The sequence below is a fragment of the Pseudoalteromonas sp. NZS127 genome (genome assembly GCF_015864805.1).
Lineage (GTDB): Bacteria > Pseudomonadota > Gammaproteobacteria > Enterobacterales > Alteromonadaceae > Pseudoalteromonas > Pseudoalteromonas nigrifaciens.
In genome coordinates this window covers 205,496-222,790 of sequence record NZ_JADYWN010000004.1, presented here as the reverse complement: position 1 = coordinate 222,790, position 17,295 = coordinate 205,496, and the positions used below count along the sequence as shown (strand labels likewise).

Genomic DNA, 17,295 nt, shown 5'->3' with positions numbered 1-17,295 from the left:
TTAATAAAGCTTACTATGTATAGCAATTCAAACTGTTACTCGGGATTAACTTGATCACCCGTAGTAAAATGTCAAACTTACAGAATTCAAAGGCTCAAAACATGTAATACATAAAATACTACCTAACCCTTCAGGCTCTCTCAAAAAACGTCTAAGCTTGAATAGTTTTGCTTCATCTAAAGATAGAATTTTATTAGAGGTGTAGTTTTCCCTCATCAGGTAAAAACACTTTGGAAACTGTAGACATAAATTAAGCTTTTAATTCCATTTAAATGATCATACTTAAGACAGCTAATTTAAAAATCAGAATATGGTTAAGCAAGCTTTAATAGCTTTATTTAAAAAGGATATGTTTATGAAGTATATTAAATTAAATTTGTAACACCCAAATGAGGAATTTGGGTGGCAGTCTTACCAGCCACATCTCGGCACACACGTCACAAACTGTGGCTGCTCCCTTCCGGGCCTGACCAGGTTCGCCTGCTAGTGTTGCGAGAGGACCAATAAGACTACCATTGAGGGCCTTGGTTGGCGCGGGAAGGATTATCTCTACTTTTGCTACGTTATTCAAGGGATAATCGAAAAAGAAAGTGCGATTGCATACTTCATATACAATCGCGGCCTTTTAAACTGTTTTATGTTTACTATTTGCTCTCTAACTGCGCTTTAATATTTCGCAGTGCCGCTTTTACTTTTTTCATGTTCTCTGGGCCCATACGTAAAAGCTGTTTTTGTGCAGCGGGTAATTGCTCCCACTCTGCAAATGCATATTGGTAGGTTACCGAATCGCGCAGTAATGGTAAGTTACCTTCTGGCTCTGGTGTATCGAGTAATAAGTCGATTGCATCTTCAAGCGTTTGCGTAAACTCATTATCGCCGTAACCAATTTCTGTATAGGCATTATTAATAAGCGGTTTATATTCTTCAAATAAACGCACGGCTTGGGCGGCGCTCATGCTAGTAAATATTTTTACATACGGGGTGTAACGTTCATAACTATTAGGATCGATAGTTAAAATATCACCTTCTGTGACACTAAATTTTTCTTCTGGCTTTATTACTGGTGTATGTTTTGTAGCAACTTTGCCCTTTGCTAAATTATCAACAAACACGACACCACGGCGAATAACATCATCGGTAATCATTAGCTCCATTACCGAATCACTTAAGTATTCATCCATTTTTGCCACAACGACTGCATCACTTTCATCAAGTGGTGGTAATTGCACGGCTGCTGGCTCGGCATCACGCTGCGCTGGCATTTCATAATCTTGTGGTTTATCTGGCAATACTGATGGAACATCTAAAACAGGATCATTCTCTGGCTTTAACTCCATCATAGGCTGCTCTACTGGTGCTGGCTCAACCTCAGTAAGCACTTCTGCCTCGTTGCTTGGCTTAAGCAATACAAATGCAGCGGCGCATACGAGTACCACTAAAATAATAATGGCAAAAAGTAGATTGTTATTAGGTGGACGTTTTTGAACATCTGACGCTGATGGTTTATCTGACATACGAACTCCATTAAAATTAAAATGCAATATCACTTAGAGTATTCTAAATGAGTTTAATTCATAGCTTACAGTAAATAATATTAAAAGCAGCTAAGGTATCCTTTGATTCTTCTAGCTTAAAGACTTAAAGTAAATAAATAAAGTAAAGACGTAGAACAGTTTAGTCCCTTATATGAAAATCAAGCAAGTTGATCCTAACAAACCCAAAGTTGCCCTTCTATTAACAGGGGGTGGCGCACGCGCTGCTTATCAAGTAGGCGTACTTAAAGCATTAGCTCATAGCATGCCTAGAACAGCGCCTCTGCCATTTAGAGTAATAAATGGTACATCTGCTGGGGCTATAAACTCTGCGGCGCTAGCTTGCTATGCCTCCTGCGCGCACTTAGCAGTTAGAAAGCTCGAGTCTGTATGGAAGAACTTTTCTACTTCTATGGTGTATAAAAGTGATTTTTTAAGTGTATTTGGTCATATTACTCGTAATATTTTAACCAGTTTTCAGTCAGAACATATAAATCATCCGCCTGCGAGTTTATTAAACAATCGGCCACTGCGTAAATTATTAAACGAAATATTAGATTTACATCGCATTGAACGCAATTTACATCACAATTACTTAGAAGCGCTTTCGATTACCGCCTCTAGTTATACTACTGGTGATTCGGTGGCGTTTTATCAATCTAATACACGCCTACCATGGCAACGCGCTAAACGTGAGGGCCGCGCTACGCGTATTAATGTTGAGCATTTAATGGCTTCGAGCGCCATTCCTATGGTGTTTCCTAGTGTAAATATTTATAACCATTACTTTGGTGATGGCTCTATACATCAGTTATCGCCTCTAAGCCCATCAATACATTTAGGCGCTGAAAAAATATTCATTATTGGTGTTGAGCAGCCTAAAGAGTTACATCCTGTGGGTTACTCAGCTCATTACCCTGGGCTGTCTTCGGTTGCAGGGCATTTACTCGACAGCGTGTTTACCGACACTATGCAATCTGACTTAGAACGGCTAGAGCGAATTAACCGCACCTTAGGCTTGCTGCCAGCTCGCGATAAACACCAAGAACTTAAGCGCATAGAAACTTGCGTGATCAACCCATCACAAAACTTTAATGCTATTGCCGCGCAGTACTACGACGATATGCCATGGGCAATTAAAGTGTTGCTTAGGATCATAGGGGTTAAAAAACATTCGCAATCGAGTTTAACCAGCTATTTATTATTTGAAAAACGTTATACCCAACATTTAATACAAATTGGTTATGAGGATGGCATGAAAAAGCTGCCTGAAATACGTAAGTTTTTAGAGCTAGATTAGGGCGCTGATGCATGCTCGCCCTGCATCATCTAAGTAACTTACTCAATACCATCAAATAAATAATGCTCTACTCGCTCTACGCGCCTTGGTTTACCTTGCAGTATTAAAATATCGTTGGCTAGTAATATAGTGTGTTCTGATGGGTTCTCTATTTCATTATTTTGTCGGCGCAGTGCTTTTATAGACACTTTTCGTTTTGCTAAATTAAGCGCCGCAATACTTTTATTAACCGCAAAAGCTTTATCGGGTAGCGCTATTACATGCAAGTATTCAAGGCGTTCATGCGCGCCTTCGTCTACATCAAGGTACTCACCGGTAAAAAAGCGTTGCAATAATTGATAACGGTTATGCCTTTCGGTGCTAACACGGCGAATAATACGGCTCATTGGTACCCCTGACATAGACAAAACATGCGAAACCAACATTAAGCTAGCTTCAAGGGTTTCTGGCACAACTTCGGTAACCCCCAGTTCTTTTAAACGCTCCAGCTGACTGTCGTCTTTGGTTCTTATTAGTATTTTTACCTCTGGGGCAACTTGCTTGATTGCATCTATTACTATTTGCGTTTGCTCAAACTCAGTAAAGGTAATAATGACTAAACGTGCTCGCTCTACTCCCGCACATTTTAAAATATCTTTTTGTTTAACATGGCCAAATAATATAGGCTCACCAGCCGCTTTACCTTCTTGAACTAAAATTGGATTACTTTCTATTGCTATATAATCAATGGCTTCTGGTTTTAAAAAACGTGCAACCGTTTGCCCCACCCGTGAAAAGCCACAAATAATGACATGATCACTATACAGTGTGCTGCTTTTAGGTTCACTTTCCCACGCTTGGCTTGCACGATCTAGCACGCCAATACGCTTTAAAATAAAAGGTGTTTTATCAATTAAAAAGGGCGTAAGCGCCATAGAAAGCACCCCTAAAGCAATTAAAAACGATACTTGCTGATTAGTTAGTAACTGATGCTGAGCGCCTAGCGCTATAAGTACAAAACCAAACTCCCCCATTTGCCATAGCATAAATGCACATGCTAGCGCGTCTTGTTTTCGCTCGCCCATTAGCTGAGCACTTATTGCCATTACCGCTATTTTTAATACTAATAACCCAACTAATGCGCCAATAATAAGTAAGCTATTATTAAGCACATACATTACATTGAGCTGCATGCCGACAGTGACAAAAAACAACCCCATTAAAATATCTCTAAATGGCCTAATATCTGCCTCAAGCTGATGCCGATAATGGCTTTCTCCTAGCATCATGCCTGCTAAAAAAGCGCCCAGTGCCATAGATAAACCAAATGAGTAGGTGAGTAAGGCAGCAAATAAAGCCACCAGCAAAGTGGTAAGCATAAATAGCTCGTCGGTACGTACTAACGCAATTTCATTAAATACTTTAGGCAAAATCCATTTACCTATAGCCCAAAGTAGTAAACAAACAAACGCCCCTTTCGTGAGTGCTACTGCTAACGCCCAGCTAATACTTTGCGATCCGGTAGCGGCTAATAAAGGTAAAATAATCAGTAAAGGCACAACCGCAATGTCTTGCAATAAAAGCACTCCAATGGCGAGCTGCCCACGGCGTTTATTTAACTCTCCGTTTTCTTTTAATAGCTTAACAACCACAGCAGTTGAGGACAGCATCATAATAACGCCAATTGTAAAACTGGTGAGCAAACTAAAGTTTAAGCAATATAAAATCACAATAAGCACTGTGCTGGTTACTACAACCTGCAATGATCCTAAGCCAAATACTATATTGCGCATTGCCATTAGGCGCGAAATAGAAAACTCGAGCCCCAAACTAAATAATAAAAATACTATACCTAGTTCAGCTACTAAATCCATTTCGTGAGTTTGCGTCATCCAGCCAACACTGTGACTACCCGCTAAAACCCCTGTTGCTAAATAAGCCAATATAGGAGGTAGCCCTACGCGCTTAAAAATCCATACAAATAAGACAGCAGCGACTAATAAAGTAAAAATTTGAGTATTAATATTTTGCAAATATTACCTCGTTACTTATAAAAACAGCCATGCTTAACTATAGCAATCACCAATTTATCGGCCAGTTTTTAAATGTGGCATAAAATTCGCTTAGTATTATAAGATCATATACTCGGGGGAAATAAATCAATGGAAAATGTGCATATATTGACACAACGTATTGCTGGACGCGGAGAGTTTTTGCCGTTTTCGGCTGAGCATTATCGTAAAAATGAACCGGCAGCAACGCAAGAGCTAGCTGCAAAATTACAAACCAGTTTAATACTCGAAGATATATTAGCTATTTATGCAAAATTTGCAAAACAACTGCTAAATTTTTCAGGTATACAGTTCAAGTCTGCGCTAGGTACAGTGCAAACGCCTGATTGCGATATTGATACGCTTTCTTATACCTTTGATTTAAATGTAGAGAACAGTAATTTAGGGCAATTAATATACTTTAGTAAATACCCACTGAGTGTGGCCATAGAAAAAAAACTACAATATTTTCATAGTGCGCTGCTCTACCCTTTACGTAATGCGATAATGTATAACCGGGTATTAAAACTTGCCACAAAAGATGCATTAACTGGGCTAAGCAATAGAAGTCAATTTAATGACACCTTACTGCAAAAGCTTGAAAACTGCCGCCGTTACCAGCGCCCATTTAGTTTAATGTTGCTTGATTTAGACAGTTTTAAGCAAGTAAACGATAATTTTGGTCATAAAGTAGGTGACGATGTACTTAAAGAATTTGCCTTAGTACTTAATAGCTCTATTCGAGGCACTGACTCTGTATTTAGATTTGGTGGCGATGAATTTGCAATACTCATTGAAGATCCTGAGTTTACTACTAATAAAGTAATAGCTGAGCGCATTATGCAACGCGTTAAAAACTCAAAAATAATGGCGCAGTACTTAGTTACTACCAGTATTGGCTTTACTTTAGCGAGTAGCCAAGACACCGAAAACGATGTTTTTTCGCGAGCCGATAAGGGTTTATATAAAGCCAAAGCAGCGGGACGAAATTGCGCCAAAGCATATTAAGTACAGCGGTTAATATTGTTGTAAATAAAAAGCCTAGCTTCCCCCGCTAGGCTTTTTATTGCTGCCTAAGTAGTTTTAATAAGTCTACCTACTTAGGGAGCAACTTTGCCGATAAAAATTTATACATAACCAACGCAATGCAAAAACCAAAAAAGAAACCACTGAGTAAATTAAGTAATGCAGCAATACTAGCAAGTGGCGTAAATAACACTAACAACAGCGGTACACTCACTCCTAAAATAAAAAACAGCCCACCTTTACCTAACCAATAAGCCAGTAAAATACTAGCGCACACTATTCCACCCGCTATAGCGCAGCCTAATGTCACTACATCAAGCGTTAAAAAATAATTAGCAAGCACAGCAATAACCGCTGTAATTAGCATACCTTGTGGTGCTTTATTTACTAACGATAAGCCTACATGCGGCTCCTTACTCATTATTTACACTCCCAATAAATACCGTTTTCATCACTATGGTTAGCACTTATAAAATAGCCTACCACTTGTACTAGGTCATCATTATAAAAAATTAACGGCACATTAGCACGCAGCCAAGGAGCCACTTTTGCATCTTTAAACCAATGCTTGAGCGTATTACTTCCTGGTTTTTTTAAAGGTTTGATGCGCGCACTATTACAATTAAAACGCACGCTTACTTGCTCATCTGCAGTTGGCGCTCTGACTCCTACGCCACTGTGTTTTTTTAGTAAGCGACCATCGGCAAGCTTTAGCTCACTGCGAGTAATTAGTATGTTGTTTAATATTTGCGTTCTTGGTACAACAAAATATAAATGCCCTTGATGGCGGCGTATTTGTCCATCACTAAGCTCAATAAGCATTTGTGCATCGCTTTTAGCTGCAATAGCCTGATTAATTATTTGCTCCAGCTGCTTTTGCGATGGTAATACATGAGTAAATAGCTCTAGCCATGCACGTACTACATTGGCTGTTCTAATAGGAGTAAATTTGGCAATAGCACTTATATTTAACGCCTGCTGAGAATTAACGCATTGCGTTAAATCAATGTGAGTATATTCGTTGAGTAAAGCGTGTTGCTGCTGCAGTAAACTAATACTGCGAGCGGTACATTGTTCAAAACCATTAAAGCGCGCTGCTAATATTGGCACAACTTGCTGGCGCATAAAGTTACGCTCAAAGCGCTCATCAGTATTAGAATCATCGGTAACATGGTTAAGTGCATATTGCGCCGCAAAGGCTTCTATATCACTGCGTTTTACCGCTAACAGCGGCCTGAAACATAATCGCCCGCTGGTTAAAGTGCGCTCGCGCTGCATTGCACCTAAACCTTTTAAACCCGAGCCACGTTTTAAGCGCAGTAAAAAGGTTTCTATTTGGTCGTTTAAATGTTGCCCAAGTAAAATAATGCTGCCATGTGGACTTAGCTCATCTAATGCTTGGTAACGAGCATCGCGCGCTTGCGCCTCTAGGCTCGTGCGTGACTGCTGCTCTATATTTACTTTAGCCGTTTGAAATGGCACATTTAGCTCATTGCACAGGGTTTGACAAAAAACCTGCCAGTCGTCGGCATACTGGCTCAAACCATGGTGTATATAAATAGCAGAAACTTGCAGTGCAGGATCCTGCACTCGTAAAGCATGCATTAAATGCAGTAACACCACAGAATCAACGCCACCAGAAAGTGCCACAGTAAACACCCTATGACCTTGCTCAATATATTGACCCAATGATTGTTTTACTTGTTGATAAATAAGCGATGTGTGCATTAATTTAACCTGAGCTCCAGATAATTTAGCCAATAATTTTAAAATACTAGGGTCTGTTGACCTTTGCGGATTAAAATTTATTCAAACTAGGGGCGATTTAATCACGGCGCGAGGTTTGTAACCTAGTGGGCTAAGTAAAAACCGAGCAACAAAGAGTCAATCGCCCCTAGGTAGAACCCTTCGGGCAGCGCATGTTTGGCATTGATCCTACGTTATCGCCTATTTATGGGGAATAACCACACCACATAGGCTCTGCCTTGCCTAAATACCAAACACACTGCTGTAAATTTAACCTTGAAAGATAAACAGACCCTAAGTTTTAGGTACTTGATTTTAGCCATTTTAAAACAAAAAAACCGCATAAGCGGCTTTTTTAAATATTTATTGCTAATTATTAAAAGAATTTAAGAGCAATAACCAAACGACATTAAGCGTTTGTAGCGCTGATCAAGCATCTCTTCAAGCGAAAGTGCTTGTAGGTCGGCTAAGTCACGCTTTAATCGCACTTTTAAATTACGTGCCATAGCATCATAATTACGGTGCGCTCCACCTAATGGCTCATCTACTAAGTTGTTAATTAGGTCTAACTCTTTAACTCGCTTAGCAGTTACACCCATAGCTTCAGCAGCAAGTGGGGCTTTATCGGCGCTTTTCCATAAAATAGACGCACACCCTTCAGGAGAAATTACTGAGTAAGTACTGTATTGCAACATGTTAACACGATCGCCAACACCAATTGCTAACGCACCACCCGATCCACCTTCACCAATAACCGTACAAATAGTTGGCACTTTTAAAGAGGCCATTACTTTAAGGTTACGGGCGATAGCTTCTGACTGGCCACGCTCTTCAGCACCCACACCAGGATAAGCTCCAGGGGTGTCGATAAAGGTCATAATTGGCATTTTAAAACGCTCAGCCATTTCCATTAAGCGCAATGCTTTACGGTATCCTTCAGGCTTTGGCATACCAAAGTTACGTTTAATTTTTTCAGCGGTACCACGGCCTTTTTGTTGGCCAATAACCATTACTGGTTCGCCATCTAAACGCGCTATACCACCTAAAATTGCCGGATCATTAGCAAAAGTACGATCACCTGCAAACTCGTCAAACTCCGTAAAAATACGCTCGATATAATCTCGAGTATAAGGACGCAACGGATGACGTGCCAGCTGTGATACTTGCCAAGCGCCAAGTTCAGAGAATATTTTCTCTTTTAATCGGTCGCTTTTCTCTTTTAGCTTGCTGACTTCCTCTTCTAATTCAAGGTCTAATTCGCCAGCGCGGCTTACATTTTGTAATTCTTCAATTTTCACTTCTAATTCTGCAATCGGAAGCTCAAAATCAAGATAATTGAGGCTCATGCTCTAAACTACCTAATTAGTTAAATTCTAGTTCTACATCTTGCGCTGCCATTAGCGATAACTTATGAATTAAGTCGTCACTTGGCGTAACACACCATTCGATCCCTAGGGTTAATTGCGCCAATGCATCTGGGCGTTGGTAATAAACCTTGATCGGACACGTTCCCATTTTATATGGTTCGAGTACTTTTTGTAATTTATCGAAGAAACCTGCCTCGACTTGCACCATGTTCAGCGTCATTTTAATCGCTTTAATACGTTTTTCACGCGCTTGAGCAATGGTGTTTATTTCTCTGGCGGTCATTGTAATACCACCAGAGAAGTTATCAAAGCTGACCTGTCCAGATATCACCAAAATATTATTAACTTGGAGCATATCTTGGTATTTTTCAAACTCATCTGAATATAAGCGTACATCAATGCGGGCGCTCTTGTCATCTAAAGTTATTAATGCCCACCTATTTCCTTTTTTATTAATAAGCACTCTGGCCGAAATTACAAGCCCTGCAGCTGTAGATACTACATCGCGATTAGTAGGCTGTAAATCGACCAATTTACCACTGGTATAATATTTTAGCTCGCGGCGATATTGATTTATTGGATGACCGGTTAAATAAAGACCAAGGGTTTCTTTTTCGCCATCGAGCCATTCGTTATCGGTGAGTCCTGTGGCTTTAATAAAGGCTTGCTCTACTTCATCGGGTTCAGTGGCTAATAAGCCAAATAAATCACTTTGCCCTAATAACTCTGCTTTATTGTGCTGATCGGCGGCGCGCATGGCACTTTTTAAGCTTGCCAATAACGTGGCGCGCCCTGATTGAGTTTTTTCAGGGCCTAGCTGATCAAGTGCCCCTGAATAAATAAGTTTTTCGGTTACACGTTTATTTAAGCGTTTTAAATCAACACGGGCACAAAAATCAAATAAATCTTTAAATGGTCCGCCCTTAGCGCGTGCTTCTAAAATTGCATCTACAGGTGCTTCACCTACTCCTTTAATAGCGCCAATACCGTAAACAATTTCGCCTTGCAGGTTTACTGTAAATTTGAACTCGCCTGCATTCACATCAGGCGGGAGCAAGGTGAGTTTCATGTTTTCACATTCATCCACCAAAATAACTATTTTGTCGGTATTATCCATATCGGCCGACATTACCGCAGCCATAAACTCTGCTGGATGATGGGTTTTCATCCACAGTGTTTGATACGACACTAATGCATACGCAGCGGAGTGCGATTTATTAAAACCATAACCTGCGAACTTTTCTACCAGATCGAAGATCTTAATTGCTAGTTCGCCGTCAATGCCGTTATTTCGCGCACCATCTTCAAATGTTGAACGCTGTTTTGCCATTTCTTCGGGCTTTTTCTTACCCATAGCACGGCGCAGCATATCGGCGCCGCCTAGTGTATAGCCTGCTAATACTTGGGCTATTTGCATTACTTGTTCTTGATACAAAATAATGCCGTAGGTTGGCTCTAAAATAGGTTTTAAGCTTTCGTGCTGATACTGCGCATCGGGGTATGAGATTTCTTCGCGACCTAATTTTCGGTCGATAAAGTTATCTACCATGCCCGATTGCAGCGGACCGGGTCGAAACAAGGCTACTAAAGCAATCATATCTTCAAAGCTGTCGGGCTTTAAGCGCCTTACTAAGTCTTTCATGCCCCTTGATTCTAGCTGAAACACCGCAGTCGTTTCGGCGCGCAGTAGTAAGTCAATACTCTTTTTATCATCCAACGGAATAGTATTAATATCTACTGGTTCTTTACCGGTGCGCGCTAAGCGCTCGTTGGTCATGTCGAGCGCCCACTGCAATATAGTCAGCGTTCGTAAGCCTAAAAAGTCAAACTTAACTAAACCGGCAGTTTCTACATCGTTTTTATCAAACTGAGTAACCGGAAACTTACCTTCGTCATCGCAATAAAGAGCAGCAAAGTCGGTAATTGTGGTGGGCGATATTACTACCCCACCCGCATGTTTACCGGCGTTACGTGTACACCCTTCGAGAATACGACACATGTCGATTAAATCTTTTACTTCATTGTCGCCATCGTAGGCTTCTTGCAAGCGTGGCTCTATATCAAATGCCTTGGCAAGTGTCATCCCAGGATCGCCTGGGATCATTTTTGAAATACGATCAACAAAACCGTACGGGTGACCTAATACTCGGCCAACATCGCGTATTACCGCTTTTGCCGCCATGGTTCCAAAGGTAATAATTTGCGATACCGCGTTACGCCCATACAAGGCCGATACATGATCAATCACCTCATCGCGCCTATCCATACAAAAATCGACGTCGAAATCGGGCATTGAAATACGTTCTGGGTTCAAAAACCGCTCAAACAGCAAGTCAAATTCCAATGGATCAAGGTCGGTAATTTTAAGCGCGTAGGCTACCAGTGATCCTGCACCTGACCCACGCCCAGGGCCAACTGGAATATTGTTATCTTTGCTCCACTGAATAAATTCCATTACGATTAAGAAATAACCTGGGAATCCCATTTCGTTAATTACACCAAGCTCTATATCTAGACGCTCATCGTATTCAACGCGTTTTTCTTTACGCTCTTGTTCATCAGGAAATAAAAACTGCAATCGCTCTTCAAGACCGTCTTGTGACACCTTAACTAAAAAGTCTTCAATTTTAAGTGAGCCGGTCGGATAATCTGGCAAAAAGTAAGTGCCAAGCTGCACCGTTACATTACAGCGTTTGGCTATTTCTATGGTGTTTTGTAATGCCTCTGGAATGTCGCTAAATAACTCAGCCATTTGCTCTGGCGTTTTTAAGTATTGCTCTTCTGAAAATCGTTTAGGGCGGCGTTTATCATCCAGTGTATAACCATCAAAAATAGCCACGCGAATTTCGTGTGCTTCAAAGTTTTCTGGTTTTAAAAACACCACTTCGTTAGTGGCCACAACGGGTAATTGCTCTTTAGCAGCAAGCTCTACCGCCATGTGCAAGTAATCTTCTTCAAGCGGTCGATTAGTTCGAACCAGCTCAAGGTAGTAGTTATCACTAAAATGCTGTTTATAAAAACTAACAACCGATTCAATAACACTCGGATTATTTTTTAATAACGCTTTACCTAAATCACCGTCTTTTGCACCAGAGAGTATTATTAACCCGGCTTTAAGTTCTATTAGCCAATCACGATCAATCACCGGGCGATGAAATACATGCCCGCGCTGATATGCTTTAGATATTAATAAAGTGAGGTTTTTATAACCTTGATTGTCTTTTGCTAAAATAGTAATGCGGCTTGGCTCGTTTTCAAACTCAGGGCTGCGTAGCCAAAAGTCAGCACCCACTATAGGTTTTATACCTGTGCTGTGGGCTGTTTCGTAAAAGCGCACTAAGCCACATAAGTTCATTTGGTCGGTAATAGCAATTGCCGGCATTTGTAGTTCTTGTGCTTTGGCTACAATTGGCTTGGTTTTGGCAAGGCCATCAACCATCGAAAAATCAGAGTGAACTCTTAAGTGAACAAAATCTGGAGCTGCCATGTTTACGCCTCACCCTTGGCTTGCGCTAATACACGTTGCACTGGTTTAAAGCTTTTACGATGCTCCTTTATTGCGCCATATTGCTCAAGTGCTGAAAAATGCGCTTTGGTTGGATAGCCTTTATGCCCTGCAAAACCATATTCTGGGTGGCGTTTATCTAGCTCTACCATTTCGTTGTCGCGCGCTACTTTAGCTAAAATAGAAGCGGCTGAAATTTCGGCTACTAAGCTGTCGCCTTTTACTATTGCTTGCGCTGGCATGGTTAACTTAGGTAGGCGGTTGCCATCTATAAATACAAATTCAGGTTGCGTGCTTAGCCCCTCTACTGCGCGAGTCATGGCAAGCATAGTGGCGTGCAGAATATTTAGCTCATCAATCTCTGTTGGGCTGCAACGACCATACGCGTAACACAATGCTTTTTCTTGAATTTCAATGGCAAGCGCTTGGCGTTTTTTATCCGTTAATTTTTTTGAATCTGCTAAACCTGCAATAGGCTTTGAGGGATCTAAAATAACGGCAGCAGTAACTACGTCGCCAACAAGGGGGCCACGCCCTACTTCGTCAACACCGGCAATAAGGGCTACATTGGGTCGTTCAATTTGCATTTATTAACTCCGCTACAGCATTGGCTGCTTGTTCGCTGGCATTTAACCTAATTTTTTTGTGGATCGCTAAAAAGCGTGCTTTTAATGCTTGGTTATCGGTATTTAGCATAGGCGTAAGTGCTTGCGTTAAATTAGCTACATTGCACTCACTTTGCAAAAACTCGGGTACGAGTTCTTCATCGGCCAATAAATTCGGCAATGAAAAATACTTTATATTAAAGGTAAATAAGGTTTTAAAAATCCAATAGCTCAGTGGTTTAATTTTATAACCCACTACCATGGGCTTTTTATACAGCATGCCCTCAAGCGTGGCAGTACCCGACGCTAATAAAATAGCATCGGCTGCTTGCATAGCTTGTTTTGATTGTCCATCCAGCAAACTAATTTTAAGCGTTGGCGCAGTAGCATTTAAAATTTCAGTAAACTGCGCTTTGCGTTTGGCGTTAACCAATGGCACCACAATTTTAAGTGCTGGGTTTTGCGCTTGTAACTGCACGGCTGTTTTAATATAGGTTTCGCTTAATAAGCCTACTTCTGAGCCACGACTACCAGGTAGCAGGGCAAGTACTTTATCATCTGGGCTTAAACCTAGCTCTTTGCGGGCTTTGCTATCGTCGTGCTCAAGCGCTATATCGTCTGCTAATGTGTGCCCTACAAATGTACAAGGTACTTGGTGCTTATCGTAAAATTCTTTTTCAAACGGTAATAATGCAAGCACTAAGTTAGTAGCAGCACTTATGGTATGAATGCGCTTTTCTCGCCATGCCCAAACCGAGGGGCTTACGTATTGTACTGTTTTAATTCCGGCGTCTTTAAGGGGTTTTTCTACGCGCAAGTTAAAATCGGGCGCATCTATGCCAATAAATACATCGGGTGGGTTATCAATAAAATGTTGCACCAATTGTTTACGTATTTTAAGCAAGCGCGGTAGGCGCCCTAATACTTCAACCAACCCCATTACCGACAATTCATCCATGTCGTAAAGCGTGTTACAGCCTTGCGCCTGCATTTTAGGGCCCGCTATACCTTCAAAAATCGCATCGGGAAAATGCTTTTTAAGTGCTTTAATTAAGCCTTCACCTAAAATATCGCCCGACAGTTCACCTGCCACAATACCAATTCGTAGTTGTTTTTGATCTTTATTCATTTGATTTTTTCACACGTAAACTAGGGCCTGTTTGCCTTTATGGGTTAACAGGCTCTGGGCGTTAATTGAACCTAGTTTACCGCGTTTTCGTATTGGATTAAATGCTTAAAACTAAGTGCTTAAATTTGCTAAAAATAGCCCAGGTACTGTATGCTTTTGATACTGATTAAGCACTAACCGCTTATATTGAGTTTTACTAATATAAATATTGACTTCAAATGGTCAAAAGTAAATACTAACGCAACTTTCAGTAATTACTGAAACCTTATAAAACCAACGCACCCGTCAAATTATTGCTTTGTGCTGTAACTACATCACATATTTAGGAGCTAAACATGATAGATGAAACCTTTGTGGATCTATCGCGATTGCAGTTCGCTGTTACCGCCCTCTTTCACTTCTTATTTGTACCTTTAACTATAGGTATGACTTGGATCTTAGTTATTATGGAATCGGTTTATGTTATGACCGGTCGTGAAATTTATCGCGATATGACTAAGTTTTGGGGGAAATTGTTTGGTATTAACTTTGCAATTGGTGTGGCTACGGGTCTTACCATGGAGTTTGAGTTTGGTACCAACTGGTCTTATTATTCCCATTACGTAGGTGATGTTTTTGGGGCTCCCCTAGCAATTGAAGGGTTAATGGCATTCTTTTTAGAATCGACCTTTGTGGGTATGTTCTTTTTAGGTTGGGATAGACTCTCTAAACGCCAGCACTTAGGTGCTACCTTTTTAATGGCAATTGGTACTAACATGTCGGCGTTATGGATTTTAATTGCCAACGGCTGGATGCAAAACCCAGTAGGTGCCGAGTTTAATTACCAAACCATGCGCATGGAAATGACCAGCTTTGCAGAGCTGGTATTTAACCCTGTAGCACAGGTTAAATTTATTCATACCGTATCTGCAGGTTATGTTGCTGCATCTATGTTTGTGCTCGGTATTAGTGGTTATTATATTTTAAAAGGACGCGACTTAGCCTTTGCTAAACGCTCGTTTTCAGTCGCCTCTGGCTTTGGTTTAGCCTCTATTTTTTGTGTTATTTTGCTCGGCGATGAATCGGGTTATGAAGTAGGCGAAGTGCAAAAAGTAAAACTGGCCACCATTGAAGCAGAATGGCATACCGAAGAAGCTCCAGCAGCGTTTACACTTATAGGTTTCCCAGATTCAGAAAAGCAGGTAACTCACGGCGCTGTAAAAATCCCGTATGCATTAGGGCTTATTGCAACTCGCTCGCTCGATGAGCAAGTGACCGGTATTAACGATCTAGAAAAACAACACGAAGTGCGAATTCGTAACGGTATGATTGCGTACGAATACCTAGTAAAACTGCGCGCTGGTGATGACACGCCTGAAAACGTCGCTAAATTTAACACCCTAAAAGACGATTTAGGCTACGGCCTATTACTAAAGCGTTATACATCTGATGTAGTAGATGCCACAGAAGAGCAAATTCAAAAAGCAGTTAAAGACTCTTTTCCTAAAGTGGGCCCAATGTTTTGGTCTTTTCGTATTATGGTTGGCTGTGGCGTATTAATGCTGGGTGTGTTTATTCTTGCTTTTTACTATAACGCGCAGCGAGTTATTGAGCAAAAACGTTGGCTATTATGGGCTACTGTTTTAAGTATTCCACTGCCGTGGATAGCCATTGAATTTGGTTGGATTGTGGCTGAATATGGTCGCCAGCCTTGGGCTATTTCTGAAATATTACCAACCTTTTTAGCAACTTCTACGCTAACGGTAAACGATATTTTAATTAGCTTAACTGGGTTTATTGTATTTTATACCGGCTTAGCCATTGTTGAAGGTTGGTTAATGCTACGCTTTATTAAGCAAGGCCCAAGCTCACTACATACCGGTAAGTATCACTTTGAACTACCTAATAACACCACTGAAGGTAGAGGAGAGCAATCATGATTTTTGATTATGAAACATTAAAAATGCTGTGGTGGTTGATCATAGGCATACTGCTAATTGGCTTTGCAATTACCGACGGCATGGATATGGGCGTTGCTATGCTGCTGCGCCTAGTGGGTAAAACTGATTCAGAGCGCCGCACCGTTATTAATACTATTGGCCCGCATTGGGATGGCAACCAAGTATGGTTTATTACCGCCGGTGGTGCACTATTTGCCGCGTGGCCTATGGTATATGCCGCGGCTTTTTCGGGCTTTTATTTTGCAATGATGCTGGTATTGTTTGCATTATTTTTTAGACCACTTGGGTTTGATTACCGCAGTAAAGTAGATTCAAAACGCTGGCGTAATAACTGGGACTGGGGCCTATTTGCTGGCAGTGCCATTCCTGCATTAGTATTTGGTGTGGCCTTTGGTAACCTCTTTTTAGGTGTGCCTTTTAGCATTGATAATTTTTTACGAGTAAGTTACCAAGGTTCGTTTTTTGCACTACTTAACCCTTTTGCACTGTTAGTAGGTGTAATTAGTATTACTATGTTAATAGCTCATGCAGGTATGTGGCTACAATTGCGTACTGCGAGCTTAGTTGCAGAGCGCTCAGGGCAATATGGTCGTTATGCACTTATTCTATTTATTGTGCTATTTGCAGCAGCTGGTTTTTGGGTTGCTAATTTAACGGGTTATCAAATTGTATCTATGCCGGATACACAAAGCCATGCCGACCCACTGGCAAAAGTAGTTACAACTGCGCAAGGTGCTTGGCTAACTAATTACAGTGAGCGCCCTTGGACTATGACCTTCCCTATTTTAGCGTTTGCAATGGCACTCAGTGCATTGTTGTTCTCTAAATTAAATAAACCCGCATTAGGGCTTGCTTCAACTAGCTTAATGTTAATAGGCATTATTATGACGGCAGGCGTATCACTGTTCCCCTTTATTATGCCATCGAGTAATAACCCAAATATTAGTTTAACTATTTGGGATGCGGTGTCGAGCCATATGACGCTTAACGTTATGTTTGTTGCCGTAGTTATTTTTGTGCCAATTATTTTATCTTACACCACCTGGTGTTACGTAAAAATGTGGCGCCGCGTTACGGTAGAAGAAATAGAAAACAACCCTCACGGTAGCTACTAA

The 17,295-nt window shown here is 40.9% G+C and carries 12 protein-coding genes and 1 other RNA gene; 4 read left to right on the top strand and 9 right to left on the bottom strand.

Translation table 11 applies throughout. The features are described 5' to 3' along the window. Nucleotides 1-409: 409 nt before the first annotated feature. Together ffs and I6E78_RS05950 are read right to left on the bottom strand one after the other, a co-directional pair. Nucleotides 410-506, bottom strand: an RNA gene (gene ffs, locus I6E78_RS05955) — signal recognition particle sRNA small type. Between the two features lie 138 nt (nucleotides 507-644). Further along, the gene (locus tag I6E78_RS05950) at nucleotides 645-1,514 is read right to left on the bottom strand and encodes a DUF3014 domain-containing protein (protein ID WP_086999367.1); all 870 of its coding nucleotides are present in this window, start codon (nucleotides 1,512-1,514) and stop codon (nucleotides 645-647) included. Nucleotides 1,515-1,686: 172 nt separating this feature from the next. Between I6E78_RS05950 and I6E78_RS05945 the strand changes: the two genes are divergently transcribed. Next, nucleotides 1,687-2,832 (top strand): patatin-like phospholipase family protein, encoded by a 1,146-nt coding sequence (locus I6E78_RS05945; RefSeq protein ID WP_011328667.1) that lies wholly within the window; start codon nucleotides 1,687-1,689, stop codon nucleotides 2,830-2,832. 38 nt (nucleotides 2,833-2,870) lie between these two features. Here the strand turns inward: I6E78_RS05945 and I6E78_RS05940 are convergent, their stop codons facing one another. Continuing rightward, nucleotides 2,871-4,844 (bottom strand): cation:proton antiporter domain-containing protein, encoded by a 1,974-nt coding sequence (locus I6E78_RS05940; RefSeq protein WP_011328668.1) that lies wholly within the window; start codon nucleotides 4,842-4,844, stop codon nucleotides 2,871-2,873. Nucleotides 4,845-4,973: 129 nt separating this feature from the next. Here I6E78_RS05940 and I6E78_RS05935 point away from each other — a divergent pair, with 129 nt between their 5' ends. Then, nucleotides 4,974-5,870: a GGDEF domain-containing protein gene (locus tag I6E78_RS05935; RefSeq protein WP_197182147.1), complete on the top strand. Its 897-nt coding sequence runs from the start codon at nucleotides 4,974-4,976 to the stop codon at nucleotides 5,868-5,870. A gap of 88 nt (nucleotides 5,871-5,958) precedes the next feature. Here I6E78_RS05935 and I6E78_RS05930 read toward each other — a convergent pair whose 3' ends face one another. The 6 genes from I6E78_RS05930 to lpxB all read right to left on the bottom strand — a co-directional run bounded on the left by I6E78_RS05930 (nucleotide 5,959) and on the right by lpxB (nucleotide 14,240). After that, the gene (locus I6E78_RS05930; RefSeq protein ID WP_182677449.1) at nucleotides 5,959-6,309 is read right to left on the bottom strand and encodes a hypothetical protein; all 351 of its coding nucleotides are present in this window, start codon (nucleotides 6,307-6,309) and stop codon (nucleotides 5,959-5,961) included. Then, nucleotides 6,309-7,616: a tRNA lysidine(34) synthetase TilS gene (gene tilS, locus I6E78_RS05925; protein ID WP_197182146.1), complete on the bottom strand. Its 1,308-nt coding sequence runs from the start codon at nucleotides 7,614-7,616 to the stop codon at nucleotides 6,309-6,311. Before tilS ends, I6E78_RS05930 begins: the two co-directional genes overlap by 1 nt. A gap of 404 nt (nucleotides 7,617-8,020) precedes the next feature. Next, nucleotides 8,021-8,980: an acetyl-CoA carboxylase carboxyl transferase subunit alpha gene (gene accA, locus I6E78_RS05920; RefSeq protein ID WP_011328672.1), complete on the bottom strand. Its 960-nt coding sequence runs from the start codon at nucleotides 8,978-8,980 to the stop codon at nucleotides 8,021-8,023. 16 nt (nucleotides 8,981-8,996) lie between these two features. After that, nucleotides 8,997-12,488 (bottom strand): DNA polymerase III subunit alpha, encoded by a 3,492-nt coding sequence (gene dnaE, locus I6E78_RS05915; RefSeq protein WP_197182145.1) that lies wholly within the window; start codon nucleotides 12,486-12,488, stop codon nucleotides 8,997-8,999. Between the two features lie 2 nt (nucleotides 12,489-12,490). After that, entirely contained in the window at nucleotides 12,491-13,093 is a 603-nt protein-coding gene (rnhB, locus tag I6E78_RS05910) for a ribonuclease HII (RefSeq protein ID WP_197182144.1), read from the bottom strand. Then, nucleotides 13,083-14,240, bottom strand: a complete 1,158-nt coding sequence (gene lpxB / locus I6E78_RS05905) for a lipid-A-disaccharide synthase (protein ID WP_011328675.1) — start codon at nucleotides 14,238-14,240, stop codon at nucleotides 13,083-13,085. The genes rnhB and lpxB overlap by 11 nt, the downstream gene beginning before the upstream one ends. A gap of 335 nt (nucleotides 14,241-14,575) precedes the next feature. On the opposite strand from lpxB, the gene I6E78_RS05900 reads away from it, so the two are divergent. Together I6E78_RS05900 and cydB are read left to right on the top strand one after the other, a co-directional pair. Beyond that, nucleotides 14,576-16,159 carry a cytochrome ubiquinol oxidase subunit I gene (locus I6E78_RS05900; RefSeq protein WP_011328676.1) on the top strand — a complete coding sequence of 528 codons (1,584 nt, stop codon included), beginning with the start codon at nucleotides 14,576-14,578 and terminating at the stop codon, nucleotides 16,157-16,159. Beyond that, a complete protein-coding gene (gene cydB, locus I6E78_RS05895; RefSeq protein ID WP_011328677.1) occupies nucleotides 16,156-17,295 on the top strand; it encodes a cytochrome d ubiquinol oxidase subunit II in 1,140 nt (379 codons plus the stop codon). The genes I6E78_RS05900 and cydB overlap by 4 nt, the downstream gene beginning before the upstream one ends.

Coding starts and splice junctions, on each gene's coding strand:
- I6E78_RS05950 (WP_086999367.1), bottom strand. CDS start 1,514: ATGTCAGATAAACCATCAGCGTCAGATGTTCAAAAACGTCCACCTAAT.
- I6E78_RS05945 (WP_011328667.1), top strand. CDS start 1,687: ATGAAAATCAAGCAAGTTGATCCTAACAAACCCAAAGTTGCCCTTCTA.
- I6E78_RS05935 (WP_197182147.1), top strand. CDS start 4,974: ATGGAAAATGTGCATATATTGACACAACGTATTGCTGGACGCGGAGAG.
- I6E78_RS05930 (WP_182677449.1), bottom strand. CDS start 6,309: ATGAGTAAGGAGCCGCATGTAGGCTTATCGTTAGTAAATAAAGCACCA.
- tilS (WP_197182146.1), bottom strand. CDS start 7,616: ATGCACACATCGCTTATTTATCAACAAGTAAAACAATCATTGGGTCAA.
- accA (WP_011328672.1), bottom strand. CDS start 8,980: ATGAGCCTCAATTATCTTGATTTTGAGCTTCCGATTGCAGAATTAGAA.
- dnaE (WP_197182145.1), bottom strand. CDS start 12,488: ATGGCAGCTCCAGATTTTGTTCACTTAAGAGTTCACTCTGATTTTTCG.
- rnhB (WP_197182144.1), bottom strand. CDS start 13,093: ATGCAAATTGAACGACCCAATGTAGCCCTTATTGCCGGTGTTGACGAA.
- lpxB (WP_011328675.1), bottom strand. CDS start 14,240: ATGAATAAAGATCAAAAACAACTACGAATTGGTATTGTGGCAGGTGAA.
- I6E78_RS05900 (WP_011328676.1), top strand. CDS start 14,576: ATGATAGATGAAACCTTTGTGGATCTATCGCGATTGCAGTTCGCTGTT.
- cydB (WP_011328677.1), top strand. CDS start 16,156: ATGATTTTTGATTATGAAACATTAAAAATGCTGTGGTGGTTGATCATA.